The organism is Legionella pneumophila subsp. pascullei, assembly GCF_900637585.1.
Lineage (GTDB): Bacteria > Pseudomonadota > Gammaproteobacteria > Legionellales > Legionellaceae > Legionella > Legionella pascullei.
In genome coordinates, this window is record NZ_LR134380.1 from 1,972,685 (window position 1) to 1,997,509 (window position 24,825).

The window sequence follows — 24,825 nt, forward strand, 5'->3', positions numbered from 1 at the left end:
ATAGTCTCAAGACAATTGGAGACAAGAATGAATAGTTACATAAAAAGTTTATCTATAGAGTCGATTAATTGTTGATGAATTCCATTAAATCCTCTATTACTCATCACTAATACAGCGTCACCTTCTCTTACTGTATTGATGATCTCCTTAACGATCTCTTCATTATTTTTGCAAATTTTATACGGACATGTCCAGGAGTTAACAGAGTCCTTTAAATTAAAGTCCTGAGGATCCAAGACATAGGCGCCATCTACAGGGGCTAAAGCATAAGCCATTTCTCCGGCATGTACGCCTGTTCTCATGGTATAGGAAGCAAACTCCATAACAGCAAAAATACGCTGATGGCGACCACTTCTTTTTAAAGCATCAATAGTTTTGGTAATTGCGGTTGGATGGTGGGCAAAATCATCATAAACTGTTATTCCATGTCGATTGGAACGAACTTCGAGTCTTCGTTTTACTGGAGAAAATTGTTCTAAAGCCTTGGCTGCAACATCAGGACTTACCCCAGCATTCCAGGTAGCAGCAATTGCCGCTAGGCCATTTTCTACATTAAATCGACCTATTAAAGGCCAATATACTTCAGCAACCTTTACCCCATTATGCAGTATTTTAAATTTTGAACCACTATCGTCAATCAGCTCGGCAACCCATTCAGCGTCCCCGGATAATGCCAGTGTTTCAATACGCGAAAATTGACCTCGGGATAGAACTTCATTCAAAGCCTTATCATCTCGAGGTTTTATAGCCACACCACTTTTTGGAATTGTTCTTAATAAATAATGAAATTGTTGTTGAATAGCTGCCAAGTCTGGATAAATATCGGCATGATCAAATTCCAAATTGTTTAGTACCGCAATATGTGGACGATAATGCATAAATTTAGGACGTTTATCAAAAAAAGCACTGTCGTACTCATCTGCCTCAATGACAAACCACCTCCCTTTGCCAAGGCAGGCACTGGTATTGAAATCACTGGACACACCACCGATAAGAAATCCCGGATTCATTCCAGCTTGCTCCAAAATCCAGGCAATCATTGAAGTAGTTGTAGTTTTGCCATGAGTCCCAGCTACTGCAATCACCTGATATTTCGATAAAATATTTTCGACAAGCCATTGAGGGCCTGACATATATGGTTTTCCCGACTCCATAACCGCTTCAAGAACTGGCATTCCCCGCTTAATAGCATTACCAACAATAACCATGTCTGATTGTAATGCTAAAGTGGAATCATCATAGCCTTCAGTCCACGAAATACCTTTGGCAGCAAGTAAATCACTGATGGGTGGATAGCAATTGGCATCACTTCCTGTAACTTTATATCCCGCATCGCGGGCAAGCAAAGCCAGAGCACTCATAAAAGTTCCACTTACTCCCAATATATGTAAATGTGTCATGATGTCATCGCCAAAAAGAAATAGTTAAAATATTAACAGCAACTAAACCAAAAGCAGCCAAAATTGATTTCACCGGAGTAGTGCCTAAAGCAAATTTATAAATATGGGCTGTAATTACAAATTGCCAAATAGAAAGCCCCAAAGTGATGAACAAATATATCATACCTATAAATAAAAAAATGGGGTTTTTAAGATTCTCCGCAGACAAATAAGTATCAATTATGAATAATGGTGTCGCCAAAACATGTATAATAATATAGGCACTCAATAAACATGTTGCTGTTTGCACAAGCCTGGATGCAAGATTTTGAAACTTTAAAATAGCATAGGTATAGAATATAAAAGACAGAATCAGGCTCATAGCCATCATTAAACTTAATAACCAATCACGTGAAAAATCAAGTTCGGCGATATTCCACTGAATCAGCATTATAATAGAGAATAGAAGACACATTACAACAAGTAGGAAAACAGAATAAGGAGAATTTTCTGGAGTTTCCTTCAATAGGCTCAAACGCCAGTAATACGAAAATAGTAACTTTAAAGTATTCATAATTATTTTTGATTATTTTCTTTAGGCTTAACCACTCGCTCAACAAGGCAGAATATTTTACATTCCTCCATGAGCTATAAGTGACCTCATAATTGTTTGCTAAATAATCTTGTCTCCTTTAGTTACGGCAATTTCTTCACTATATTAAGTTGTTGCACAATAGGTTGATTCCAAGGGCCAGAAATTTTATAACTATATCCCGCAATTTTCTGCATGCTTTGATTAATAATTTTATTTGCAATCCATGCAGCAAGACCAGCAATCGGACCTCCTGCTATCGTAGCTACAACAGGTAAGCTAGCAGTGATATGCGGTGAAATGTTTAAATCCAAATCATATAATCGCCTTACCAAATCCAGATCCCCTTTCATACTAGCATAAGCTACCGGACCATCAATGTAACTGTTATTAGTACTCATAATGCCCTTATTGACATTAAAATTGCCTTTAAATATATCAAAACTGTAGCCATCATTTGAGAGATCACTAAAATCGAGCTTTAACCGTCTTGGAATAGTTTGCAAACTCAATATGCTTAGTAACTTCCCTAAACCAAGTTTTTCTTCAGTCTCCGGGCTCAAATGAGTAATTCGACCATTCTTCAGCTGTAAATACATTGAACCACTCAACTTAGCTAGAGAAAAATCATATAAGGTACCTTGCCAACCCCCACGAAATTCTATATATCCTTTCCCCGCATCGACCGCCGGATTAATCGCCCAACGATCAAGACTCTTAGCCAAGTCTTTCAAATACATTTTAGACTGTAGTTTCGTTTGATTAACCTTTCCTTTCTGAAGCCATTCCCCTTCAAAATTAGCTTGATAATAGGGTGAGTCTACCCTTAAATAATCAATATGCCAGCGTTCGGGTGTAGAATGACTTTTAAGGGTAATATTGCCAATTTGAATTTTTCCAATTGAAAAATTATCGACTCTTAAATTCAAATTGGGAATTTGTGCCGGACTGGCATGTGAAGGAGTATCTTTATTGTTTATTGAAGACCCTATTTCAGATAAATGTAAGTATTTCACAAAGCCACTCAGAGAATTTGTTGCCGAATGGTAGGTTAAATCCGCATCGATTTTTTTCTGTTTTAAATTGACAGCCCAATCATTATCAGGACGTTTTTTCGCATACACAGACATGTTATCAAACTGCTGTTTCAGAAAGTGTAGTTTACCCATTTTTACATCAATAATATTAACCAAACTTAAGAGAGAAGGGTTGACATTCTCTTTAGAGAATCTATTGATTACTTCTTTCCATGCTTGCAAATCAAAGCCCTCTAACGTACCAGCAATACTGAGACCAGGATGCTCCTGATTTACAGCTTGTGCGCCACCTAAGCGTATTTGACCTGACTTTAAGTTAAATACGCCTTTTTGGTTTTGCATCAAAAGATCCGTACTTAATCGTCCATTGTAATTAACTCTCAAGCGAAGTGTCTTTTGTGGGTTAAAATCCAGGTTAACCAGTAAGGGGGTTTTTTCTTTATAAGTTTTTCCTAAAGGTGGTGGAAGGTCAACTGCCAACCCTATCAAATCAGAGTTCAACTTCATATTATCCAAGTCATTAGGATCATCCGTAATTTTTAATAATGCCTTAGCTAAAATATTCCCTTTAAGTACTGAGAAAATAGGTAAGCGCCATTTTTTCTTTAAGGATTCTACGGTACATTCACCCTCGATTGATATCGCAGTTAATGATTGAGGAGATTTTTCCGATTGAATTTTAATATTCAGGGGATAACCAAATGCCGTAGCAGTTAAGGCACTATCCTGGATACCTTTTTCATTAAACAATAAATTTCCGGTAACATCTCCTACAGAAAAATCTCCCATCTGATGCTTGATATTGATTATATTATTTTCAAAATTCAATTCACCTCGGGCCAGATTATCATCATTTTCTGGATAAAGAGGGATTTCCAAACGCAAATTAAGTGATATCAATCCCTTTATCAATAATATTTTTAAAGCCGATAATTTTTTCTTTAATGGAGAGTTCATAACAAAGTTGAGCATTTTTTGTGCTTTTCCATGAACAATTCCATGAATTAACAAGGTTTCCCTATCTTTACCAATATCATCGATACGTAAGTTCATTTGCTTAAGTGGAACACCTTGGACATCGCCATCAACGATATCAATATCAAGGTTTCTATTTTTTAGTTTGATATAACCTTCCAAATCTTTAATTAATTGCCATTCTGGAGTAATTAAAATATCTCCACCAACAACATGACTTACTATAGAAAACTCCCCATTACCATTATCAAATGGGAAATCCTTTGCCATTCCATTAATAGTTATCTTACCTGTTGCTTGCCCTAAACGTTTAATATCATTGTTTAACCAGGCAAATAACTTGGCTTTCATGTGCTTTGCAGGTAAATAAGGCATCCATTTCTGTAAATTCTTCCCAGAAAAATTACCTGCTAAACGAATATTGCCTACAGAATTTTTGGTCAGTTGATCCAGGGCTCCTTCCAGACTGATTGTTAACTCAGGTTGACTTGCAACCAAGCGTTCAATACTTAATCGCACCCCCTCATTTAACTCTTTCCAATCAAAAGCACCATTAAAAATCGTCAGTTTTTGAGTAGGGTAGCCTTTAATATCAAAAGTTGAATTCTCGGAATCTAACTCCAGGCGCCCTTCCGTAGGCTGCCAATTTAAAACGCCGGATAAATTACTCACTCCAGGAATATTGTTGTCCTTAGCACTCCATCCTAATTGATCAAATCGAGTTAAAATATAATTAATTTGATTTTCTTTGATTAATACCTGAATATCACTCAAGATCCCATGCGGTTTTAACTGCAGCACATTTTGAATAACTGGCGGCCAATTAATTGCTTCAGATAATAGTGATTCTACAATGAGGGATTTTGTAAAGACTTGATAGGTATTCTGATTTTTATTAAACCGAATCGACAATTGATTCTCTGGCCAAGTGACCCCTGCAACTCTTAGTTTCATATGATCTGCCTGGAACTGCCAACCTTGTTTATCCAATTTCCATCCCATGTTGGCGTAAAATGATTGGATAAGCTTGCTATTTTTTTTATTTAATAATTTCCATGCCAGACGTTTAAGTTTCAATTGTGCTTGAATTGATGAAATATTCCCTTTCTCCAAATCAATCCATAATGAAATATCTCCTTTACCTCCCTCCAGCCGTATGGAGGATTTTGGCAATAAATTTTGCCATTGCGCAGGCAAAACATTAATGGCTGAAAAATAGAGACGTCCATTGGTGTTTTCAATTTGATCAGGATCAAATTGTACATTGCCTAGCAGTTGGAAAACGGTTGCATTCGTTTGTTCAAGTTTTGCTTCTCCCTTTATCTTATAAGTCCCCCCTTTATTAACTATCGATAGATTTAATCCGTTAACAGGAATTAATGACCCATCATTAAAATGTAAGTGGGCAGAAACATGCCTTACAATTAATTTTTCCTGCTGAGCAAGCCAATCTAATATTTCCCTGGTTTTTTCAGGTGTAATATCAGTGTCTTTCATTGCATTACTTGAAATCCCCTCAATGCACCAATGCCCGTCTTTTTCACGAAAAACCAAATGCATATCATCGATATAAAGTACACCCGGTTGAATACGCCAATTCCAGAGGGATTTAAATAAATTAACACCGACAATTAACTTATCCAAATAAATTGACTTATTATGACCATCATGAATTTTTATATGTTTTAATTTAACGACTGGTTCAAACCAATACCACCCTGTTTCCATAGTTTGAACGGTAACTGGTTGACCCAAAAGTGAAGTCAAATGCTGTTCGACCTCCCCTTTATATTGTTTAGCCCAGGGAGTAAGAGCGCGAAATACACTGGAAAAGACAGCTGCGAAAATTATCAAGATGGCTAAAACCATCCAAATCTTTTTAAAGAATTTATTTGCCAAAAGGTTATTATCGGTCATGTTTTAAACTACTATACCATTGCTTTTGCGCATATTCATCAGTTTCCTTTTGCTCAATACGCTGTAATCGCTTCAGTTCAGCTCTTTTTACTCTTTCAATTAGCTTATTTATTCCTTCTTCTGAAGTTTTTGCTTGCTTATAATTTAAATCCGCTTTCATCCTGTTTTTTGCAAGTTGACTCAAATAGGAGTTTAATTGTATCAAAGCAGTATCCAAATGATTAATAAAATTAATTCGATTACGTAAAGGCCCTACATAGCTTCCTTGCTGTCCTAATACTTCCAATTGCTGCAAATAATCTTGTCTGTAACCCACTAATTGTTCATGCCTAGCTTTATTTTGATTAAATTGTTCCCTTGCTTTTATCAGCTCCATATAAGCCTGTTGAGTCGCTTCCTGTTTAACTTTTAATAACTGAATCAAACGATCTAATCTGTCACTCATTGGTCATTCCCTACCAAAGTTGAAACCAGCTTGGCTAAGGATGTCAAACTCTCATCATAGCTCACTTTTTCATCCATTCCTTGCATCAGGTAATCTTTGAGTTTATTCACTGCCAATATTGCCTTATCCACCATGGGATCACTTCCTTTTGCATATGCTCCCAATAAAATTAAATCTTTGTTTTTTTCATAAACAGACAGGTATTTTTTAAACAATAACATATCTTTCATATGTTGCTCAGAGACAACACCCTGCATGACTCGGCTAATAGAAGCCTCAAGATCTATTGCCGGATATTGCCCCTGCTCCGCAAGCGCTCTGCTTAAGACAACATGGCCATCTAAAATAGCCCGTGCCGCATCTGCTATGGGATCTTGCAAGTCATCTCCCTCAGTCAAGACAGTATAAAATGCTGTAATTGACCCCCCCTCCGAAGTCCCGTTTCCAGCTCTTTCAACCAATTTAGGCAATTTGGCAAATACCGACGGCGGATATCCTTTTGTTGCAGGAGCTTCACCAATCGATAACGCAATTTCCCTCTGTGCCTGGGCAAAACGGGTTAAAGAATCAATCAGTAAGAGAACATGTTTACCTTGATCTCGAAAATACTCAGCAATGCTTGTTGCAACCTTCGCACCGTGCAAACGCATCAAAGGGCTTTCATCCGCTGGAGCAGCAACTACAACTGCTCGCTTCAAACCTTCTGTACCCAGGTTGCACTCAATAAATTCTTTTACCTCGCGCCCACGTTCTCCAATTAATCCAACCACAACAACATCAGCTTCAGTAAAACGTGTCATCATCCCAAGTAAAACTGATTTACCAACTCCACTTCCAGCAAACAAACCTATCCGTTGTCCACGGCCAACTGTTAATAAGCCATTAATGGCACGAATCCCAACATCCAATGGAACTTCAATAGGGGCTCTTTTTAAAGGATTGATCACTTGTCCTATCAATGGATAAGTTTCTACCATTTCGTTAGGAGGTCCATCGTCTATAAACATTCCGGAACCATTTAATATCCGTCCTAGCAGCTGGTGGCCAACACTCACTTGAGCAATGCGTCCGGTAGGAATGATTTTCATTCCTGGAGCCATTCCTTGTATGTCTCCAATAGACATTAAATAAACACTTTCGTTACTAAAACCAACTACTTCTGCCTGAACAGAATGTTCATCATTGATTTTAACCAGACAACGCGCTCCAATGGGCTGATTAAATCCTTTTGCCTCAATGGTTAAGCCTATTGCTCTACTAATTCTACCACAATGTAACAATCCGGAATGATGTTTATTCCTTACCCCAGATAAAATTTTATGGAGTTGTGTTTGGTAAATAGTCATCACTATTCCTGAGAAACGCCAATTTGGATTATACTCTCTTTATTAATGTATTCGTTGAATAAGGTAGTAAAACGAGTTTGAATCCGACCATCCAACTCGCTATGTTCACCTTGTAGATAGAAATCTCCACGATTTAATGCTGGATCAGGGAGCAACAGTTCATGAAGACCAGGGATATTGCTATCAGAAAATGCTTCTTTAATCCATTGCACGTCATCAGGATGCATGCTTATAGACTTCTTGCCACTTAAAGAAGGTAATTCTCCTTTTATTTTATTCAATAAATCATTCAGTTTATCTGGATTAATAGAAAGCTCGATACCAATGCAATGTTGACTCAACCAGATGATGGTCTGAATGATTTCCTGGGTCAATTGCTCATCTAAAATTTGAACGGGTTTTTGAATTAAATCCAGCCATTTGGAGAGCTCTGCTTTGATTGTATTAATTTCTTCTTGCGCCTGCTGCAACCCATCTGCATAACCTTTTTGAAAAGCTTCCTTCCTAACTGCTTCCAGCTCATTAATCAACTCTTCTTCATCAGGCTGCGATTGCTCTGTGCCTTTGGAAGGCTGATACTCCCAAGTGGTAAATTCAATATTTTTAACCTGTTTATTATATGGTTCAAATTCATTTGACATAGCTACTTAACCTTATCCTAGGCCTAAATAATACCAAAAATAACCACTTAGAACAAATAAAAAACAAATTCAATGCAAGTTCTTATTTCAATGACCCTTACTATTTACATAAAATGGCTAAAGTCTAACTTAAGAAAAACGACTAAATTAACTCGTCCCCTCCCTTTGCACCCAAGCTGATCTTGCCATCTTCAGCCAGGTTCCTAGCTATAGCTAAAATATCCCTCTGAGCTCTTTCCACATCACTGACTCTTACCGGTCCTTGCACCTCGATGTCATCTCTTAGGAGATCCGCAGCTCGCTTTGACATATTCGAATAGATTTTTTCTTTCGTTGTTTCAGTAGTACCCTTTAATGCCAGTTTTAATTGATCAGACGTCACCTCTCGCAATAAAGTTTGTACACTTCTATCATCCATGTCTTTGATGTTTTCAAAAACAAACATCTTGTCTCTTATTTTCTCGCTTAACTCCTCATCCCAATCTTTAATTTTCTCCAGCACTTCTTCTTCCATAGCGCCATCCAAAAAATTAATCACATCCGCTACTGTTTTAATTCCACCGACAGAAGATGATTTACCTGTAGTTTGACCACTTAACTGCTTTTCAATCACATGTCCAAGTTCAGAGATTGCTTCAGGTTTTACTGTATCAATATTACACATTCGTAATAACACTTCCGCTCTTTTTTCTGCACTAAAGTAACTAACCACTTCAGCGGATTGCTCACTATCCAGATGAATTAAAATAGTGGCAATGATTTGGGGATGCTCATTACGAATCACTTCGGCTATCAAACGTCCATCCAACCATTTCAGTTTATTCAAACCACTGTCTTTATTTGATACCAATATTCTATCAATAAATGGATTTGCTTTTTCTTCCCCCAAAGCCTCTATCAGAACGGTTCTGAGATAATGTTCTGTATCTACAGTTAAGCTTGTTTGATCTTCGATTGCGCTGATAAAGTCAATCAGAACATTCTGCATTTTCGCCTTGCTTACGCTATTCATCTTTGACATAGCCATCCCAACTTTTTGTACTTGCCTAGGCTCCAAATGCTTTAAAACTTCTGAAGCGTTTTTTTCTCCCATGCTCAACAATAAAATAGCTGCTCGCTCTATTCCGTCCATAATTACCCCCGATCAACCCACGATTTCACTACTTGTGCAACGCGCTTGGGTTCTTTATCAACCACTTGACGAAGTAAACTTAGCTGGGTTTCATAATCCTGAACATCCTTAAATGATATTCTTCCATCCAATGTAAAGTCTGCTGAATCCTGATTATTAGGGGCTTGGTCCATCTCTTTATTGCTTGCCAAAGTTTTTAACATAGGCCTTAGTACACCAAATATTATTGCCAATATAAAAAGAGCCCCACCAATCTGCTTAATCACAGACCAAAAACTGTCTTTTTGCCAAAAATGTTCTTCTGGAATCGCTTCTATAGGATCTGGCTTTACAAAACTGCTGTTGATTACATTTAAGCTATCTCCTCTCTTGATATTCAATCCTATCGCATCGGAGACCAATAACTTTATCTGCTCAATTTCTTCTTTAGTTAGAGCTTTCTTCTCCATTTTCTTGGTTTTATCATTCATTACAGGTCTATTATCTACCAATACAGCAACAGACAAGCGTTTTATTGTTCCTGGCTGATTTTTCGTGTGACTTATTGTTTTGTCCAATTCGAAATTTTTAGTGGTTTGCATGCGAACATCTTTTGCCTGCATCTGATCAGATGAGGTTTGCTGAGGCAAGTTATTTGGTGTTGCTTTTTGTTGAGGATTATTTTTTTGCCCAAGAGAAGCATTCGGTTGAGGAGTATTTGATAATGTTCCAGGAACCCCGCTTGCTTCATTTGACGCATTACGACTCTCTTGCATAGTTTGTTCACTGCGTAAAGCGGAAAGTTCCGGATTGAACAACTCTTGAGTTTGCTCATAACTGGTAAAATCAATGTCTGCAGATACTTTCGCTCTGACGCGGCCATATCCCAATATTGGAGTTAAGATATCCTGAATTTTTTGAGCGTATTGATGTTCCAGGTTTTGTCTGTAATCAAGAAAACGCTCCGTTTCTGAAAATAGATTATATCCACTACCTTCATTTAACAGTTGCCCATCTTGATCAACTACAGTTACTCTTCCTGCGCTTAAATTCGGAATACTTGATGCCACTAAATTGACAATCGCTGCAATGGTATGTTTTTTTATTTCAAATCCAGAATACACATCAATAAATACAGAAGCACTAGGCTCTTGTGAGTCTCTTACAAATGCTGACTCCCTAGGAATTGCCAAGTGGACTCTGGCCGATTTAATATTATTAAATTTACTAATTGTACGCGCTAATTCTGCCTCAAGAGCTTGTTTATATCGGGCGTTTTCCATAAATTGGCTCGTATTAAACACGCCACCGCTGCTACCCAAAAGATCATGGCCAATAGCAGTATCGCGAGGCAACCCTTGCGCAGCCAATTTCAAACGAGCGCCTTGCAACTCATCGGCAGGCACCATCAATAAACCATTATTCTTGTCAATTTTGAAGTCAATTCCATTTCGTTCTAAAATAGTTAAAATCTCTGATGAGTCCTGCGCATTGATCTGGCTATATAATGGAACATAGCTTGGATCGCGAGACCATAGAACCACTGCCACACCTATTGCAATACTTGCAGCCAATCCAAACAACACTCCAATTTGGCGTGGTATAGATAAGCTTGCAAATTTCGTAGCTGCTACTGAAGCATTATCAGCCAATGCCATGATTTACTCCTGTAATTTTTATCCTTTTTTCCAGAACACTTCACTCTGAGTTTTAAAACTTTACAGAGAATATTATCAAACTCATTATGGCCTTAAAGAACCCCATAAGAACCTGTTATTGAGTTTGATAATATTTATCTGCTGAAAAAGTTCTACTACTCAAAACATTAACTAAACTGGCATGTTCATAATATCCTGGTATGCTTGTACTAATTTGTTTCTAACTCTTAATGTCGCTTCAAACCCTAAATTGGATTTTTGACTGGCTATCATTACTTCTCCAAGGGACACATTAGGATCGCCCATTTCAAATCGGGTCTTTAAACCATCTGCTGTTTGTGACAATTCATTAACTTGATTCAATGCCTGTTGAAAAACCGAACTGAAAGAAGCTTGATTTAAACCAGAATCGAGTTTTATGCCCTCAGCCTGGGCAGCCAGAGTTTTCATTTGATTGATTAAATTTACTGTATTAATATCGCTCATTTTATTAGCCTCTATTAAACCACATATCCTTCTTCACGCATTTTTGCGAGCTTATAGCGTAAAGTTCTTTCGCTAACCCCTAATAGCGCAGCAACTTTTTGTCTGTTTCCTTCATTTTCTAATAATGTTTTTTCTATAAGTTCATATTCATGTATCTGTAAATTTTTACTCTTGCTCATTGTCTTCGTTTGTGAAGGGATGGTAGTTGAATTCGTTATCTGCAAATGTTCTTCTTCGATGATACCTTGAGTCTGTAGCACCAGAGCCCTTTGTATAACATTATCCAGCTCTCGTGCATTACCTGGCCAGGAATAAGATAACATTGCTTTTTGAGCCGCCGGGCCAATGACTGGGACTATTGGTTGCTTATGCTGACAGTGTTTACGAATTAAATAATTCGCTAATGGGATAATATCACTTGTTCTCTCTCTTAATGGATGCCATTGCAAAGGAAAAATATTCAATCGATAATAAAGGTCCTCTCTAAATCGCCCTGCTTGAACTTCTTCCTTTAATTGTCTGTTTGTCGTTGCAATAATACGTACATCAAGATTTATTATTTTGTTTGAACCGATTCTTTCTACTTCTTTTTCTTGTAAGACTCTAAGCAATTTTGCCTGTAAACCTAAGGACATTTCACTCACTTCATCTAAAAGTAAAGTCCCACCTTGGGCTTGCTCGAATTTACCAGGAGTAGATTTGTAGGCTCCGGTAAAAGCACCTTTTTCATAACCGAACAAGGTTGCTTCCAGCATTTGTTCAGGAATTGCAGCACAATTTATTGCAATAAAAGGCTGTTTACTTCGATATGAATGATCATGGATAAAATGTGCAAGCACTTCTTTTCCGGTACCACTTTCTCCACTAATCATAACACCCACATCCGATTGAGCAACTCTTAAAGCCATTGTTAGCAAGGCCTGACTTTTAGGATCCCGTGCAATAGGATCATTATCCTCTTCGCTCAGATCAGTTTTTATATACTGCTTTATTTTTTCAATTAAGACTTGTGCACTGAACGGCTTTTGCAAATAATCAACAGCGCCATGTCGCATGGCTGTAACAGCATCTTCTACTGAGCCATAGGCTGTCATTAGAATGACCGGCAGGCCTGGCCTCTTTTTTTGTATTTCATTTAATAACTGATTTCCATCTAATTTATCCATTCTTATATCAGTGAGTACAACACTTGGATTATGTAATTCAAGAAGCGATAATGCCTCTTTACCATCTTTAGCAGTGATATAGGTATGGCCTGAGATAGTCATAGTCTCAGCCAACGCTTCTCTTAATACTGAATCGTCTTCAACTATTAAAACATGGCTCATAGAAAATCCTTTGTTTGATAAAGTTATCCTACGTTTCTGTTCAGGCAAGGTAAACAAATAGTTACCTGTGTTCCTATCCCTTCAGTCGACTCAAGAGTCACTCGACCACCATGCGCTTTTACCACAGCAAAAACTACTGCTAATCCAAGACCTGTACCCTGTGCTTTTGTTGTATAGAATGGCGAAAATGCTTGTGCCCTGACTTCTTCAGACATTCCGTTTCCATTATCCTCTACTGATATTTGTATACCCGAATCATCCATGGATGCAAGCGTTAAATCAATTTGGGTCGCCTCAGACTGCAGCGCATTAATTACAAGATTCAAAATTGCTCCAATTAAAGACTCTCCATGTATGGAGGATTCACGAGTAATAAGATGGTTATTAACGTGTAAGACAGCCGCATAAGACTCAATATATGGCTGAGCTCTTTGTATTAATTGAGAGCACCAAAACTCCATATCCACATATTTGGGTTCGATGAAAGTTCCCCTGGCAAATAATAATAAATCCTGAATTTGCTTTTCTATGCTCGCATGGCACTCTTGCAATCTGTGAATCCAGTTTTTAATACGATGATCCAAATTCGGGAGATTATTTAAATGCTCAGTATACAATATGGCAGAAGATAAGGGGGTTCTAATCTGATGAGCTAATTGCGCAGTCATTGTCCCAATAGAAACCAATCGTTTTTCATTTTCTTTGGCCTCTTCATAATCCCTGCTTGCAGTAATATCAGACAAAGTAATCAATATACCGGGTAAACTCTCTAAAGAAGAAATAGCCACGTGCACACGTCTTCCATCAGCTAGAGATACTTCGTGTCCATCATCAGCTCTTGGAACAAATGCTTTTTGAATCACATCTAACCATAGTGAACCAATTAATCCATAACCAAGCATCGCTTCAGCTGAAGGATTTAACCAAACTACTTTGCCCTGGGCATTCAAAATTACCAAGGCAGTAGGCAAACTGGACAAAATATCCCATTCGGATAATTCTATCTGAGGTTTGACCGCACAAGTTTGATAATTTGAATAATGCATGGTATTCATTTTAATTATTATAATAATGTCTCAAGCAAAGTTTAGGCCAAAATTAAAATGTATTTAAAATCAATTGATTAACTAATTGATAACAAGATTTTTCTGAAAACATTTAAAATTATAAACAATTTGTAATTTTTAAATCATTGTAAATGGGATCCATGAGATTTTAAAACATCATCTGTAACTTATACAGTCAGAATTTTGACATGCTCTTTATACTTCACAGGATACCAATGTCGATTAAACTTCTTCTTTGGGGTAAAATTGGGTGACAAGCCTAACCTGACTTAAATAGCGAATAATTCAAACATTCTTTTTCGCATCTTTGTCTAATTGGCGCAGAAAAGCGAGCTTTTCTGCAATTTTAGTTTCTAAACCTCTTTGTACTGGATTATACCAATTAACCTCTGACATTCCTTCAGGTAAATAACGCTCACCAGCAGCATAACCATAGGGTTCATCATGAGCATATCGATATTCATGACCATAACCTAGTTTTTTCATCAATTGAGTGGGAGCATTTCTCAAGTGAATTGGAACTTCTCTTGACTTGTCCTTTTTTACAAATTCCATAGCTTGATTAAATGCTAAATATCCTGCATTACTCTTGGCAGCGACAGACAAATAAATCACAGCTTGTGCCAAAGCGAGCTCGCCCTCTGGTGAGCCAAGCCTCTCATAAGTAGCAGCGGCATCATTAGCGATTTGAATTGCTTTTGGATCTGCTAATCCTATATCTTCCCATGACATTCTAATAATACGTCTGGCTAAATAATACGGATCCACTCCGCCGTCCAGCATTCGACATAGCCAATATAGTGCCGCATCAGGATTAGAGCCTCGTACCGACTTATGCAAAGCGGAAATCTGATCGTAAAATGCTTCTCCTCCTTTATCAAAACGTCGACCACCTTGTACTATAACATCATGTAAAAGTTCTACATCAACAACTATTGTTTTAAGGGCCAGGCAGGCTGTCTTTATTTGTTCAAGTAAATTAAGTAATCGTCTGGCATCTCCATCAGCACAAGAAATTAAAAAATTAACAGCTTCCTCTGTAAATTGCAAAGAAGATAAAACTTTTTGGTGGGCCCTAAAAAATAAGAGTTTTAACTCTTGTTCCGATAAAGGTTTTAAAACATAAACTTGTGCCCGTGATAACAACGCCGAGTTAACCTCAAAAGATGGATTTTCCGTAGTCGCCCCAATGAAAGTAATTAAGCCTGTTTCTGTATAGGGTAATAAGGCATCTTGCTGAGCTTTATTAAATCGATGAATTTCATCAATAAACAAGATAGTCTTTTTATCATGAATTAAATATTCTTGTGCTTTTTCAATGGCAGCTCGAATATCCTTAACTCCCGAAAATACGGCTGATAATGCTATCCATTCACAATCAAAAGCCTGTGCAGTTAATCTTGCTATAGTAGTCTTGCCAACCCCTGGTGGTCCCCATAAGATCATAGAGTGCAATTTGGAGCCTATAAAACAAAGCCTTAAGGGTTTGCCTTCTCCAAGCAAATGACTTTGACCTATGACCTCATCGATATGCTGAGGCCTTAAACTTTCGGCCAAGGGCGGATCAGGTTCTTTATTAAATAGGCTCATAAATCAACACTGGAATTATTGTCTTACCACATCCACACCTTTAGGAGGCTTGAATTGGAACAACTTGGCAGATAATTTGGGATTTGACTTAATCTGCACTAACTTGACATTAGTAATTTGACCTAGCTGATCATATAACTCCAGACCAATCAAAGTACTTTGACTGAAAATTAACTTGATTCTTTGAAAATTTTCTTTTGCGGATTTAGATTTCAAATCAAAAACAGTCAATTTTCCTTTTTGCTTTTCACTCACATCGAAATCATGAGTCAGGGTTTCATCATAACCACTCAAAAACAATGCAGCAGTACCTCCTAATCCCTTTTCCTGATTTTTGACTGTAACTTGTTCAAGGTCCACATCATAAATCCACATTTTTTGACCATCTGCAACAATTAACTGCTCCAGTGGATCTTTTGTTTCCCAGCGAAATTTCCCTGGACGTTGTAATGCCATGGAGCCTGAAGAACGTGATACTTCGCGATTCTTTGCCTTTACAATTTGACTAAAATTTGCAGTCATAGTTTGTATAGCATTTAATTTACTTTGCAGTACTTCAGCAGAGGTTTGGCTAAACACCTCACTCGAAAAAATGAGCAACAAAAAGAGAAACAATTTATTCATATTCAGTCCTCAGTCACTGATGTTACTAATACGTCACGATAACCACCGTCCAATGGACCGACTATACCTGTCCTCTCCATTTCCTCTATCATTCTGGCAGCACGATTATAACCAATTTTTAACCTTCTCTGCACCGCGGAAATACTAGCCTTACGTGTCTGAATTACAAACTCTACCGCCTGATCATAAAGAGGATCATCGTCTTCTACGGATTGACCTCCACTGTCCTCATCGAAAGCACCGTCTCCATTTTCATTTCCCATTTTAAGAATATCATCAATATAATCAGGCTCTCCTCTTGACCGCCAGTCATCCGCAATACGGTGGACTTCCTTATCGTCAACAAAAGCGCCATGCACACGCAAAGGAGCCCCGCTCCCTGGCGCCAGGTATAACATATCTCCATGTCCGAGCAATTGTTCAGCTCCCTGTTGGTCAAGTATAGTACGTGAATCAATTTTTGAAGACACCTGGAATGAGATTCGTGTTGGAATATTGGATTTAATTAAACCGGTTAATACATCCACCGAAGGCCTTTGTGTCGCAAGAATCATATGGATTCCTGCTGCTCTGGCTTTTTGTGCGATACGCGCAATTAATTGTTCCACTTTTTTGCCAACAACCATCATCATGTCAGCTAGTTCATCAATTACAACAACTACATAAGGTAATGCTTGAAGTTCTGGCGCTGTTTCATCCATAGAATCGACTGGTTTCCATAATGGATTTAACAATGGCTGACCATTAGCTACCCCTTCCGCAATTTTAGCATTATACCCCGCCAAATTTCTAACACCTAACGCGGCCATTAGCCTATAACGCCTTTCCATTTCATCAACACACCAACGAAGTGCACTTGCTGCCTCTTTCATATCAGTTACAACAGGGGTAAGCAAATGTGGAATCCCATCGTAAACTGACAATTCCAACATTTTCGGATCGACCATGATTAAACGGACTTGCTCTGGACTTGCTTTAAAAAGAATACTTAAAATCATGGCATTAATACCAACTGATTTACCAGAGCCTGTTGTTCCTGCAACCAGTAAATGAGGCATTTTTGCCAAATCAACCACCATAGGATGCCCACTAATATCAACTCCTAAAACTAAAGATAAAGGAGAATGAGATTGTTGATATACATCAGCAGATAACACATCAGATAACCTGACCATTTGGCGTGAATGATTGGGTAATTCAAGGCCCACTACTGTTTTACCAGGAATGACCTCCACAACTCGTACAGAAACAACAGATAATGAGCGAGCCAAATCCTTAGCCAAAGCAGTCAGTTTGCTCACTTTGACTCCTGCTGCCAATTGCAATTCAAATCGGGTAACAACTGGCCCAGGATGAACAGCAACAACATCCGCTTGAATACCAAAATCGAGTAAATGCTGCTCTACATCTCTTGAAAGACTTTCCAATTCCTCATGAGTATAACCTCCCATCGGTTTTCCTGGTTGACCTTTATCCAATAACGTCAAACTGGGAAGAGTTCCAGGTATCGTAGTTTTAGGAGGACGAATTTCCTTGAATTCATTGATGGCTCTGACAATTTCAGGTTTTTCTTCACTTGCAATTAAAACAGGTATTGCTTTTTCATGTTCTTTATCTTTCTTGTCTTGGAATAATTTTGGGACAGATTTCTTTTTTTCATTATCTGGTTTGGGGGGTTGTTCAGGTTTGATCAATGGTTGTTTTAATTTCTCTTGATTAACGTTATCAGAAACAAATTGCATTCCTTTTCTGATGAATTTATCAAGAAATGTGCAAAGATTTAATGTGTAATATCCGATTAACTCAATTGCTTTTATCCAGGATAATCCGGTTAGCCAGGTTGTTCCCACAAGAAACATTGCTAATAAAAGTAAAGTAGCTCCTTCCACATTTAGCATTTGGTACCAACCATGGCCAACTGTTTGGCCAATAATACCTCCCGAGCTGTGAATCGTATCTACTGCTTCAAAGCTATGATTTATGCTCAATAAACCACAACCTCCAGAAACCATGAGGACAAAACCAACTGTTCTTAGTACCACAACCATTTTGTCCAGTGCTTTAAAAGAGCGAAAGTCCTTCAAAATGGCCCAGGCAATGTAAACAAATGCTATTGGTAATAAAAAAGCAAAATATCCGAATGCGAAATAAAGTGCGTCCGCAATATAGGCTCCAACTTGTCCCCCGGAGTTTGAGACAGACACGCCAGAACGGGAGGCATGAGACCAACCTGGATCGTTGGTTGAATACGTAAATAAAGACAAGAGAACAAAAAGGGCTCCTGTCAAAATTAATATAAAACTGCCTTCACACAGACGTTTTATTATAAAGCTTGGCATGGATTTTTTAGGGATTCCAGCCTGTTTTCCCGAATGTTGTTTTGCCATAGGTATTTTAATGTTTTTATTTTTGTCATAATATTTGCCATCTTAACACAAAAAATAAGGAAGGCGGAGACAATGAGCATAAGCAACCACCATCGCTTAATCATACTCGGTTCAGGTCCAGCAGGTTACACCGCTGCAGTCTATGCCGCAAGAGCCAATCTGAATCCCGTTTTAATCACCGGAATGCAGCCTGGTGGACAATTAACAACCACGACTGATGTAGACAACTGGCCCGGCGATATTGAAGGGTTACAGGGACCCGCACTAATGGAGCGTATGCAAAAACACGCGGAACGCTTTGATACTCAAGTCCTGTTTGATCATATTGTCAAAGCTGATTTAGCGCAAGCTCCCTTCGCACTTCAGGGGGATAGTACAACTTACACCTGCGATGCGCTAATTATTGCGACTGGTGCCTCTGCTCGTTATTTGGGATTACCCTCAGAAACAGCCTATCAGGGACGAGGTGTCTCAGCATGTGCTACTTGCGATGGATTTTTTTACCGCAATAAAACCGTTTGCGTAATTGGAGGGGGAAATACCGCAGTTGAAGAGGCGCTTTATTTATCAAATTTGGCTTCTTCAGTGACGCTGATTCACAGAAGAGACAGTTTGCGCGCAGAAAAAATATTGCAGGATAAACTCTTTGAAAAAGCACATTCTGGTAACGTCAAGATAATATGGAACTCAACCCTTGATGAAGTACTGGGTGACGGGAAAAAAGTCACAGGAGCCATAATTCGTAACCTTAAATCGGATGAAACTGCTCAACTGGCAATGGATGGTATTTTTATAGCCATCGGACACACCCCAAATACTGGGATATTTCAAGATCAGCTGGCTATGAGAGACGGTTATATCTTGATTAAGTCAGGACTTGATGGAATGGCAACAAGCACTTCTGTTCCTGGAGTATTTGCTTGTGGCGACGTTGCTGATCATGTTTATCGACAAGCCATTACATCAGCAGGATTTGGGTGCATGGCAGCCCTGGATGCTGAAAAGTACCTGGATTCAATATAAAATTGGCTTACGATAGCGACTACACTTTCCCTGACCCGGAAACGAGTGATAAACAGGGTTTATTAGTCATTGGGGGGGGCTTGACCCCCCAGCGAGTTTTGCAAGCCTATTCTCAAGGAATTTTCCCTTGGTATGAACCCGGCAACCCTGTTCTTTGGTGGTCACCTAATCCACGCCTGATCTTAATACCTGGCGAATTTAAAATATCCAGAAGTTTAAAAAAAACTCTAAAAAAACCATTTAAACTGACTATCGATACTGCTTTTCAAAGAGTCATTTCATACTGTGCAACTTGTTCGGGCAGGACTAATAAAACCTGGATCACTAATGAAATGATAGAAACATATACCCAATTGCATGAAATGGGGTATGCGCATTCCTTCGAAATATGGGATGGTTCCGAGCTTGTTGGTGGGCTCTATGGCATCAGCCTTGGGCATGCTTTCTTTGGTGAATCGATGTTCCATACTATAACAGATGCATCTAAAGTCGCCTTGCATTTTTTATGTAATATTATGCAATCATGGAATTTTGATTTCATTGATTGCCAATTGCCAACCTTACATTTAATGAGCCTTGGAGCAAAAATAATCAGTCGAAAAGAATTTCTTCATAGGTTACAGGAAACTTTAAAATACCCTGATAAAAAAGGAAATTGGTCTATTAATCAATTTTTTTATCGATAACCAAAACTAAATAGAGTGAGAACAGGCATGAAGCAACATTCACAAGGTTTTTTAAAACTGGTAGCAGAAGCTAAAACACGTATAAATGAAATAAGTCCTCAAATTTTAAAAAGTAAAATAGATAACCATGAAAAATTAATTATAATAGATGTTCGTGAAGAAGATGAATGGAAAACTGGTAAAATCCCGAATGCAATTCATTTAAGCAAAGGGATTATTGAGCGTGACATTGAAAAAATTATCACAGACAATCAAAGCAATATTGTTGTTTATTGCAGTGGGGGTTATCGCTGCGCTTTGGTAGCCGATAATTTACAAAAAATGGGATATACCAATGTATTTTCTCTGGATACTGGATTGCAAGGATGGCTAGATGCTGGATACAGCCTGGTAAAATAATTGAATATCTCCCAATAATGAGCCTTGGGCTATATCTTTGAACAATGTAATTGCACGACTGGATTGCCATTTTCCGCAATTTAGTGCACTATTTCACTTTTAAAAATTTGATACATCATTTGAGAGACATATGGCAAAAGAAGATCACATTGAAATGGCTGGTACTGTCATAGATACACTACCCAACACCATGTTTCGCGTTGAGTTGGAAAATGGACATATCGTTACGGCTCACATTTCAGGTCGGATGAGGAAAAATTATATCAGAATTCTGACTGGGGATAAGGTTAAGGTAGAGCTGACTCCTTACGATCTTTCAAAGGGTCGTATCATTTTTCGCGATAAAGGCTAAATGCGTTTCATCCAATTTCTATAGCTGTTCTCTGTTTCATTAAAGAAAATCTGCCGGAATATAGAAAAAGCTGGCTGCAAGCAGCCAGGTATATCGCTAAAAAATGTTCCAGAGAACTATCATCAAGATTACAGAGCAAGTGGTTAACCTCGATGGTTTGGGGCATTTCATTTCCCTGCAACCATCATATTTTCTATTAAAATAGAGCCACAGCGCATGGAAATATTCGGATTAATGTCACTGCCTATTGCCAATATCATCCGGTACATTTCTTTAAGGTTTCCTGCAATAGTAATTTGATCAACCGGATATTGTATGACCCCATCCTCAACCCAGTATCCACTTGCCCCACGTGAATAATCTCCGGTAATACCATTCACACCCTGGCCCATTAGTTCTGTAACCAGCAACCCGTTCCGCATCATTTTCAAAAGGTCACCAAGATCCCCGCAAGTAGGATTAATGGTTAAATTATGTACACCATCACTGTTTGCGGTTGTCTTTAAACCCATTTTTCGCGCCGAATAACTGCCAAGAACATATTGAAGCAAACGCCCCTTTTCAACTAATACATTGGGTCGCGTAGGCACCCCTTCCCCATCAAAAGGGGCGCTCCCCAAAGCACCTTTTAAATGTGGCTGTTCGTAAATATGAACAAACTCCGGAAACAATTGTTGTCCAATGGAATCAAGCAAAAAGGAATTCTTTCTGTATAAATTTGAGCCACTAATAGCGCTCACAAAGCTACCCAATAATCCACTGGAAACCCTTGAAGAAAAAATAACCGGAGTCATTTGTGTTTTAATTTGTTTTGATCCCAGACGGCTTAATGCCCTTTCAACGGCCTTGGCTGCTATCAACTCGGCTGCAACTAAATTCTCTGCATTTCTCGCAGTCGTATAATCATAGTCTCTTTGCATTTCATCACCTTCTTTGGCAATTACCGAGCAGCTTACACTATGTCGAGTACTATGAATAAACCCCTCTCCACCACGCGTGTTGGCATAACCGTGATGTGATTCATAGGAAGAAACATTAACACCATCTGAATTAGTAATCCGCTTATCTAAAGACAAGGCATGTGATTCGCATTTCAATGCCAAATCGATAGCTTGTTGTGGGGTAATATCCCAGGAATGATACAAATCAAGATCTGGATGATTCTTTGTCATCAATTCCTTATCAGCTAATCCAAAGCAAGGATCTTCAGCACTAACCTTCGCTATCTCACAGGCTGCTTTAACCAAAGATTGTAATGCTTCAGGAGAGGTATCTGTACTACTTGCTCCCCCTTTGCGCTGACCTATGTATACAGTTAAACCAACTCCTTTATCTTCGCTAAAAGCGACTGTCTCCACTTCCCCCATTCTCACATCGACTGAAAAACCTCGATCATAATTTACAGCTACTGCTGCATCAGTGGCACCTTCTTTTTTGGCAAGTTCTAAGACATCTTTTATCACTCGATTTAAATCTGTTGTTGACTTATATACTTCACTATTGTTATTTTGCGGTTTAATTTGCATATGAGATTCCGTGGTGTTGAATGATGTACATAAGGATACAATAACATGTCTTCGCAAACCAATGTTTATCCTGCAAACAAGTTGAATTTATGGCCCTTGCTTATTTTAGCGCTCGCCATTTTCACCCCTATGACATCCTACTCTGCCAGTGATTGGCAAGAACTTACTCCAGGTATTGAATATCAGGATCTCGAAGGGGGCTTGTTAAATCCTTGGTCTCACATTCATGTATTTCGTATCGATCTTAATAAAAATCAGATGGCACTGGTGACAGCCAAAAACCTTGCTCAAAAAAATGCGTCTGTTGATCAATTTGCCGAACACAGTAAAGCTTTACTCAGTATAAATGGAGGATTTTTTGATCATGAATTCAATCCTCTGGGGCTTAGGATTAACAATAAAAAACAGGAAAATCCATTAAAACGCATTAGCTGGTGGGGCATTTTTTATGTTAAGGACAATAAGCCTCGTATTACTAACATACGCAATTTTCATTATGACAGTAACATTGATTTTGCTATTCAAAGCGGCCCCAGATTATTAATCAGAGGAAATATCCCTTCTCTTAAAGCCGGGGTTGCTGACAGAACGGCTTTAGGTATCACTGACGAAGGCAAAGTGATTATATTAGTTACAACAAATGCGGCCATGTCAACCAGACAATTAGCTCAAATTATGAGAGCTCCTCCATTATCCTGTAGTGATGCAATCAATTTGGATGGCGGAAGTTCCAGTCAATTATATGCCAAGATTGATAGTTTCCAACTCAATGTACATGGCTTTTCTAATGTCAGTGATGCAATTATAGTTAAGAAAATATAGTATCATTCAAGGAAAACCACTTATCAATTGATTGGAGTCAAACTGTCTATATAACCAAATTCACGCCAGCCAGACAATGTGTATAAGTTCTATTCTGAAATACTGTCTTCATTTTCGCCAGATTCGTAATCCCGCATCTACTCTATCATTCGTATGCATAAATCACAATCAAGTTATGATTTTATTAATGATATAATATAGATTATTGGAATAAAAAATATTTATAAATTACTCCTTTCAACAGGTAATTTAATGAAATTAAAAAAAATCAGAACAATCATCTACCACTATGGTGAGGAAGAAATCCTTAAGCATATCTTGTATGAATCTAAAGAACCCATCTTAATTAAAATACCTGATTTTACCAGTCAATTTTCTCTGGATTATTTTGAACAACTCACTCAGGCCAAAACCACTTATTGTACCTTTGAAAACAAGCGATGTGTCGATTTCCAGGCGGGCAATTTTGCTGAAATTATCCATCAAATAAAAAACAACAAACCCATTCGAATTTTTGGACAAATTTTATCCAGAGAACGCTCTAAGGAGATAGAAAAGCATGTGCCACTTTGGCAAAAAATACCTTTTAGGCCAAGATATTTTAGAGAAACCAAAAAAGTCGCTTATTTTTTTGGCGGCAAAGGGGCTGTTTCAGAAATGCATTTTGACCGAGAACATTGCTGCAATCTTCATTTATGTTTGAGTGGGAAAAAACAAGTTTTGCTGTTTACCAGAGAACAAAGCGACAAACTTTACAAACTTCCCTTTATTGGGGATTCTTTGATTGACTTCACTCAGCCCCTGGATATTTTAATTCAACAATACCCCAGACTGAATCAGGCTGAAGGATATCAAGTTCTACTTGAGAAAGGCGATATGTTGTTCATGCCTAGAAATTGTTGGCATTACACTGAGTATCTTGATGCGTCATCTGCCGCTACTTATGTATTTTATCCTAAAAAATTTTTCCAATATTATGGATATTTTACTGGCAATTTTTTTTTGGGGTATAAAGAAGAATCTGGTTTTAAAATTTATAAGTGGTCTTTTTTTGAGAAATTTAGCCGTCGGTTTGCATTATCAACAGGAATTTCCAAAATCGTGTTTAAAATAACAGAAAAAATTTTATTTCTATTCATGCTGCCTATAATTAGCTTATTAAACATTATTTCTCATAAATTTAACCCTCGCAGAGTATTTTAACCCACAACTTATCCACAGAATAATCCCAGATTATCCTATTGACCAAAACAAAAAAACACATTATCTTGTTATAAAAACCCCTAAAACACCCTATATATTGGGTTTTTTGCTATAATTATGGTAACAGTAAACAAAAGCTTCTCTTGACTGTCGTAAAAACAGGAGCAAATCATCGTTTCAACGAAACCAGGATCGCCTTAAACAAGTTCGTAAAACAGACTGGCTTCACTG

General features: G+C 38.1%; 22 protein-coding genes. 6 read left to right on the top strand and 16 right to left on the bottom strand.

Going from position 1 to position 24,825, the window contains the following annotated elements; translation table 11 throughout:
* Positions 1-35: 35 nt before the first annotated feature.
* The 14 genes from mpl to EL201_RS09040 all read right to left on the bottom strand — a co-directional run bounded on the left by mpl (position 36) and on the right by EL201_RS09040 (position 18,583).
* Positions 36-1,403: a UDP-N-acetylmuramate:L-alanyl-gamma-D-glutamyl-meso-diaminopimelate ligase gene (mpl, locus tag EL201_RS08975; protein ID WP_027221938.1), complete on the bottom strand. Its 1,368-nt coding sequence runs from the start codon at positions 1,401-1,403 to the stop codon at positions 36-38.
* A 1-nt stretch (position 1,404) separates the two neighbouring features.
* Complete coding sequence (locus tag EL201_RS08980; RefSeq protein WP_027221939.1) at positions 1,405-1,953, bottom strand: hypothetical protein; 549 nt, start codon at positions 1,951-1,953, stop codon at positions 1,405-1,407.
* 122 nt (positions 1,954-2,075) lie between these two features.
* Complete coding sequence (locus tag EL201_RS08985; RefSeq protein WP_027221940.1) at positions 2,076-5,900, bottom strand: YhdP family protein; 3,825 nt, start codon at positions 5,898-5,900, stop codon at positions 2,076-2,078.
* Positions 5,890-6,345 carry a flagellar export protein FliJ gene (gene fliJ / locus EL201_RS08990; RefSeq protein WP_027221941.1) on the bottom strand — a complete coding sequence of 152 codons (456 nt, stop codon included), beginning with the start codon at positions 6,343-6,345 and terminating at the stop codon, positions 5,890-5,892. Before fliJ ends, EL201_RS08985 begins: the two co-directional genes overlap by 11 nt.
* Positions 6,342-7,691 (bottom strand): flagellar protein export ATPase FliI, encoded by a 1,350-nt coding sequence (gene fliI / locus EL201_RS08995; RefSeq protein ID WP_027221942.1) that lies wholly within the window; start codon positions 7,689-7,691, stop codon positions 6,342-6,344. The genes fliJ and fliI overlap by 4 nt, the downstream gene beginning before the upstream one ends.
* Before the next feature lie 2 nt (positions 7,692-7,693).
* A complete protein-coding gene (locus EL201_RS09000; protein ID WP_027221943.1) occupies positions 7,694-8,332 on the bottom strand; it encodes a flagellar assembly protein FliH in 639 nt (212 codons plus the stop codon).
* Between the two features lie 142 nt (positions 8,333-8,474).
* Positions 8,475-9,464 carry a flagellar motor switch protein FliG gene (fliG, locus tag EL201_RS09005; protein WP_027221944.1) on the bottom strand — a complete coding sequence of 330 codons (990 nt, stop codon included), beginning with the start codon at positions 9,462-9,464 and terminating at the stop codon, positions 8,475-8,477.
* 2 nt (positions 9,465-9,466) lie between these two features.
* On the bottom strand, positions 9,467-11,101 hold the full coding sequence (gene fliF / locus EL201_RS09010; protein ID WP_027221945.1) for a flagellar basal-body MS-ring/collar protein FliF: 1,635 nt from the start codon (positions 11,099-11,101) through the stop codon (positions 9,467-9,469).
* 171 nt (positions 11,102-11,272) lie between these two features.
* Positions 11,273-11,587, bottom strand: a complete 315-nt coding sequence (gene fliE, locus EL201_RS09015; protein ID WP_027221946.1) for a flagellar hook-basal body complex protein FliE — start codon at positions 11,585-11,587, stop codon at positions 11,273-11,275.
* Between the two features lie 14 nt (positions 11,588-11,601).
* On the bottom strand, positions 11,602-12,915 hold the full coding sequence (fleR, locus tag EL201_RS09020; RefSeq protein ID WP_027221947.1) for a sigma-54-dependent response regulator transcription factor FleR: 1,314 nt from the start codon (positions 12,913-12,915) through the stop codon (positions 11,602-11,604).
* 23 nt (positions 12,916-12,938) lie between these two features.
* Positions 12,939-13,970, bottom strand: a complete 1,032-nt coding sequence (locus tag EL201_RS09025) for a sensor histidine kinase (RefSeq protein WP_027221948.1) — start codon at positions 13,968-13,970, stop codon at positions 12,939-12,941.
* A 297-nt stretch (positions 13,971-14,267) separates the two neighbouring features.
* Positions 14,268-15,572 carry a replication-associated recombination protein A gene (locus EL201_RS09030; protein WP_027221949.1) on the bottom strand — a complete coding sequence of 435 codons (1,305 nt, stop codon included), beginning with the start codon at positions 15,570-15,572 and terminating at the stop codon, positions 14,268-14,270.
* A gap of 15 nt (positions 15,573-15,587) precedes the next feature.
* A complete protein-coding gene (gene lolA, locus EL201_RS09035; protein ID WP_027221950.1) occupies positions 15,588-16,196 on the bottom strand; it encodes an outer membrane lipoprotein periplasmic chaperone LolA in 609 nt (202 codons plus the stop codon).
* Between the two features lie 2 nt (positions 16,197-16,198).
* Positions 16,199-18,583, bottom strand: coding sequence for a DNA translocase FtsK (locus EL201_RS09040; RefSeq protein ID WP_027221951.1), 2,385 nt, complete (start codon positions 18,581-18,583; stop codon positions 16,199-16,201).
* Positions 18,584-18,655: 72 nt separating this feature from the next.
* Here EL201_RS09040 and trxB point away from each other — a divergent pair, with 72 nt between their 5' ends.
* The 4 genes from trxB (at position 18,656) to infA (ending at position 21,043) form a co-directional block, all read left to right on the top strand.
* Positions 18,656-19,606, top strand: a complete 951-nt coding sequence (gene trxB / locus EL201_RS09045; protein WP_027221952.1) for a thioredoxin-disulfide reductase — start codon at positions 18,656-18,658, stop codon at positions 19,604-19,606.
* A gap of 2 nt (positions 19,607-19,608) precedes the next feature.
* Complete coding sequence (gene aat / locus EL201_RS09050; protein WP_027221953.1) at positions 19,609-20,292, top strand: leucyl/phenylalanyl-tRNA--protein transferase; 684 nt, start codon at positions 19,609-19,611, stop codon at positions 20,290-20,292.
* 27 nt (positions 20,293-20,319) lie between these two features.
* On the top strand, positions 20,320-20,691 hold the full coding sequence (locus tag EL201_RS09055) for a rhodanese-like domain-containing protein (protein WP_027221954.1): 372 nt from the start codon (positions 20,320-20,322) through the stop codon (positions 20,689-20,691).
* A gap of 130 nt (positions 20,692-20,821) precedes the next feature.
* Positions 20,822-21,043, top strand: coding sequence for a translation initiation factor IF-1 (infA, locus tag EL201_RS09060; RefSeq protein WP_010947496.1), 222 nt, complete (start codon positions 20,822-20,824; stop codon positions 21,041-21,043).
* Positions 21,044-21,050: 7 nt separating this feature from the next.
* Here infA and EL201_RS15675 read toward each other — a convergent pair whose 3' ends face one another.
* Both EL201_RS15675 and pmbA read right to left on the bottom strand, forming a co-directional pair.
* Complete coding sequence (locus tag EL201_RS15675; protein ID WP_154080654.1) at positions 21,051-21,209, bottom strand: hypothetical protein; 159 nt, start codon at positions 21,207-21,209, stop codon at positions 21,051-21,053.
* A gap of 1 nt (position 21,210) precedes the next feature.
* Positions 21,211-22,569 (bottom strand): metalloprotease PmbA, encoded by a 1,359-nt coding sequence (pmbA, locus tag EL201_RS09065; protein ID WP_027221955.1) that lies wholly within the window; start codon positions 22,567-22,569, stop codon positions 21,211-21,213.
* A 45-nt stretch (positions 22,570-22,614) separates the two neighbouring features.
* On the opposite strand from pmbA, the gene EL201_RS09070 reads away from it, so the two are divergent.
* Together EL201_RS09070 and EL201_RS09075 are read left to right on the top strand one after the other, a co-directional pair.
* Entirely contained in the window at positions 22,615-23,391 is a 777-nt protein-coding gene (locus tag EL201_RS09070) for a phosphodiester glycosidase family protein (RefSeq protein ID WP_027221956.1), read from the top strand.
* 252 nt (positions 23,392-23,643) lie between these two features.
* Positions 23,644-24,594: a cupin-like domain-containing protein gene (locus tag EL201_RS09075; protein WP_027221957.1), complete on the top strand. Its 951-nt coding sequence runs from the start codon at positions 23,644-23,646 to the stop codon at positions 24,592-24,594.
* Positions 24,595-24,825 lie beyond the last annotated feature (231 nt).

What these genes read in the sequence shown, in the direction of transcription:
- fliI (WP_027221942.1), bottom strand. Translation starts at nt 7,691, where the DNA reads ATGACTATTTACCAAACACAACTCCATAAAATTTTATCTGGGGTAAGG.
- fliE (WP_027221946.1), bottom strand. Translation starts at nt 11,587, where the DNA reads ATGAGCGATATTAATACAGTAAATTTAATCAATCAAATGAAAACTCTG.
- trxB (WP_027221952.1), top strand. Translation starts at nt 18,656, where the DNA reads ATGAGCATAAGCAACCACCATCGCTTAATCATACTCGGTTCAGGTCCA.
- infA (WP_010947496.1), top strand. Translation starts at nt 20,822, where the DNA reads ATGGCAAAAGAAGATCACATTGAAATGGCTGGTACTGTCATAGATACA.
- EL201_RS09075 (WP_027221957.1), top strand. Translation starts at nt 23,644, where the DNA reads ATGAAATTAAAAAAAATCAGAACAATCATCTACCACTATGGTGAGGAA.
- EL201_RS09040 (WP_027221951.1), bottom strand. Translation starts at nt 18,583, where the DNA reads ATGGCAAAACAACATTCGGGAAAACAGGCTGGAATCCCTAAAAAATCC.
- fliF (WP_027221945.1), bottom strand. Translation starts at nt 11,101, where the DNA reads ATGGCATTGGCTGATAATGCTTCAGTAGCAGCTACGAAATTTGCAAGC.
- EL201_RS09055 (WP_027221954.1), top strand. Translation starts at nt 20,320, where the DNA reads ATGAAGCAACATTCACAAGGTTTTTTAAAACTGGTAGCAGAAGCTAAA.
- fliJ (WP_027221941.1), bottom strand. Translation starts at nt 6,345, where the DNA reads ATGAGTGACAGATTAGATCGTTTGATTCAGTTATTAAAAGTTAAACAG.
- lolA (WP_027221950.1), bottom strand. Translation starts at nt 16,196, where the DNA reads ATGAATAAATTGTTTCTCTTTTTGTTGCTCATTTTTTCGAGTGAGGTG.
- EL201_RS15675 (WP_154080654.1), bottom strand. Translation starts at nt 21,209, where the DNA reads ATGCCCCAAACCATCGAGGTTAACCACTTGCTCTGTAATCTTGATGAT.
- fliG (WP_027221944.1), bottom strand. Translation starts at nt 9,464, where the DNA reads ATGGACGGAATAGAGCGAGCAGCTATTTTATTGTTGAGCATGGGAGAA.
- EL201_RS09030 (WP_027221949.1), bottom strand. Translation starts at nt 15,572, where the DNA reads ATGAGCCTATTTAATAAAGAACCTGATCCGCCCTTGGCCGAAAGTTTA.
- EL201_RS09025 (WP_027221948.1), bottom strand. Translation starts at nt 13,970, where the DNA reads ATGAATACCATGCATTATTCAAATTATCAAACTTGTGCGGTCAAACCT.
- pmbA (WP_027221955.1), bottom strand. Translation starts at nt 22,569, where the DNA reads ATGCAAATTAAACCGCAAAATAACAATAGTGAAGTATATAAGTCAACA.
- EL201_RS09000 (WP_027221943.1), bottom strand. Translation starts at nt 8,332, where the DNA reads ATGTCAAATGAATTTGAACCATATAATAAACAGGTTAAAAATATTGAA.
- EL201_RS08985 (WP_027221940.1), bottom strand. Translation starts at nt 5,900, where the DNA reads ATGACCGATAATAACCTTTTGGCAAATAAATTCTTTAAAAAGATTTGG.
- EL201_RS08980 (WP_027221939.1), bottom strand. Translation starts at nt 1,953, where the DNA reads ATGAATACTTTAAAGTTACTATTTTCGTATTACTGGCGTTTGAGCCTA.
- EL201_RS09070 (WP_027221956.1), top strand. Translation starts at nt 22,615, where the DNA reads ATGTCTTCGCAAACCAATGTTTATCCTGCAAACAAGTTGAATTTATGG.
- fleR (WP_027221947.1), bottom strand. Translation starts at nt 12,915, where the DNA reads ATGAGCCATGTTTTAATAGTTGAAGACGATTCAGTATTAAGAGAAGCG.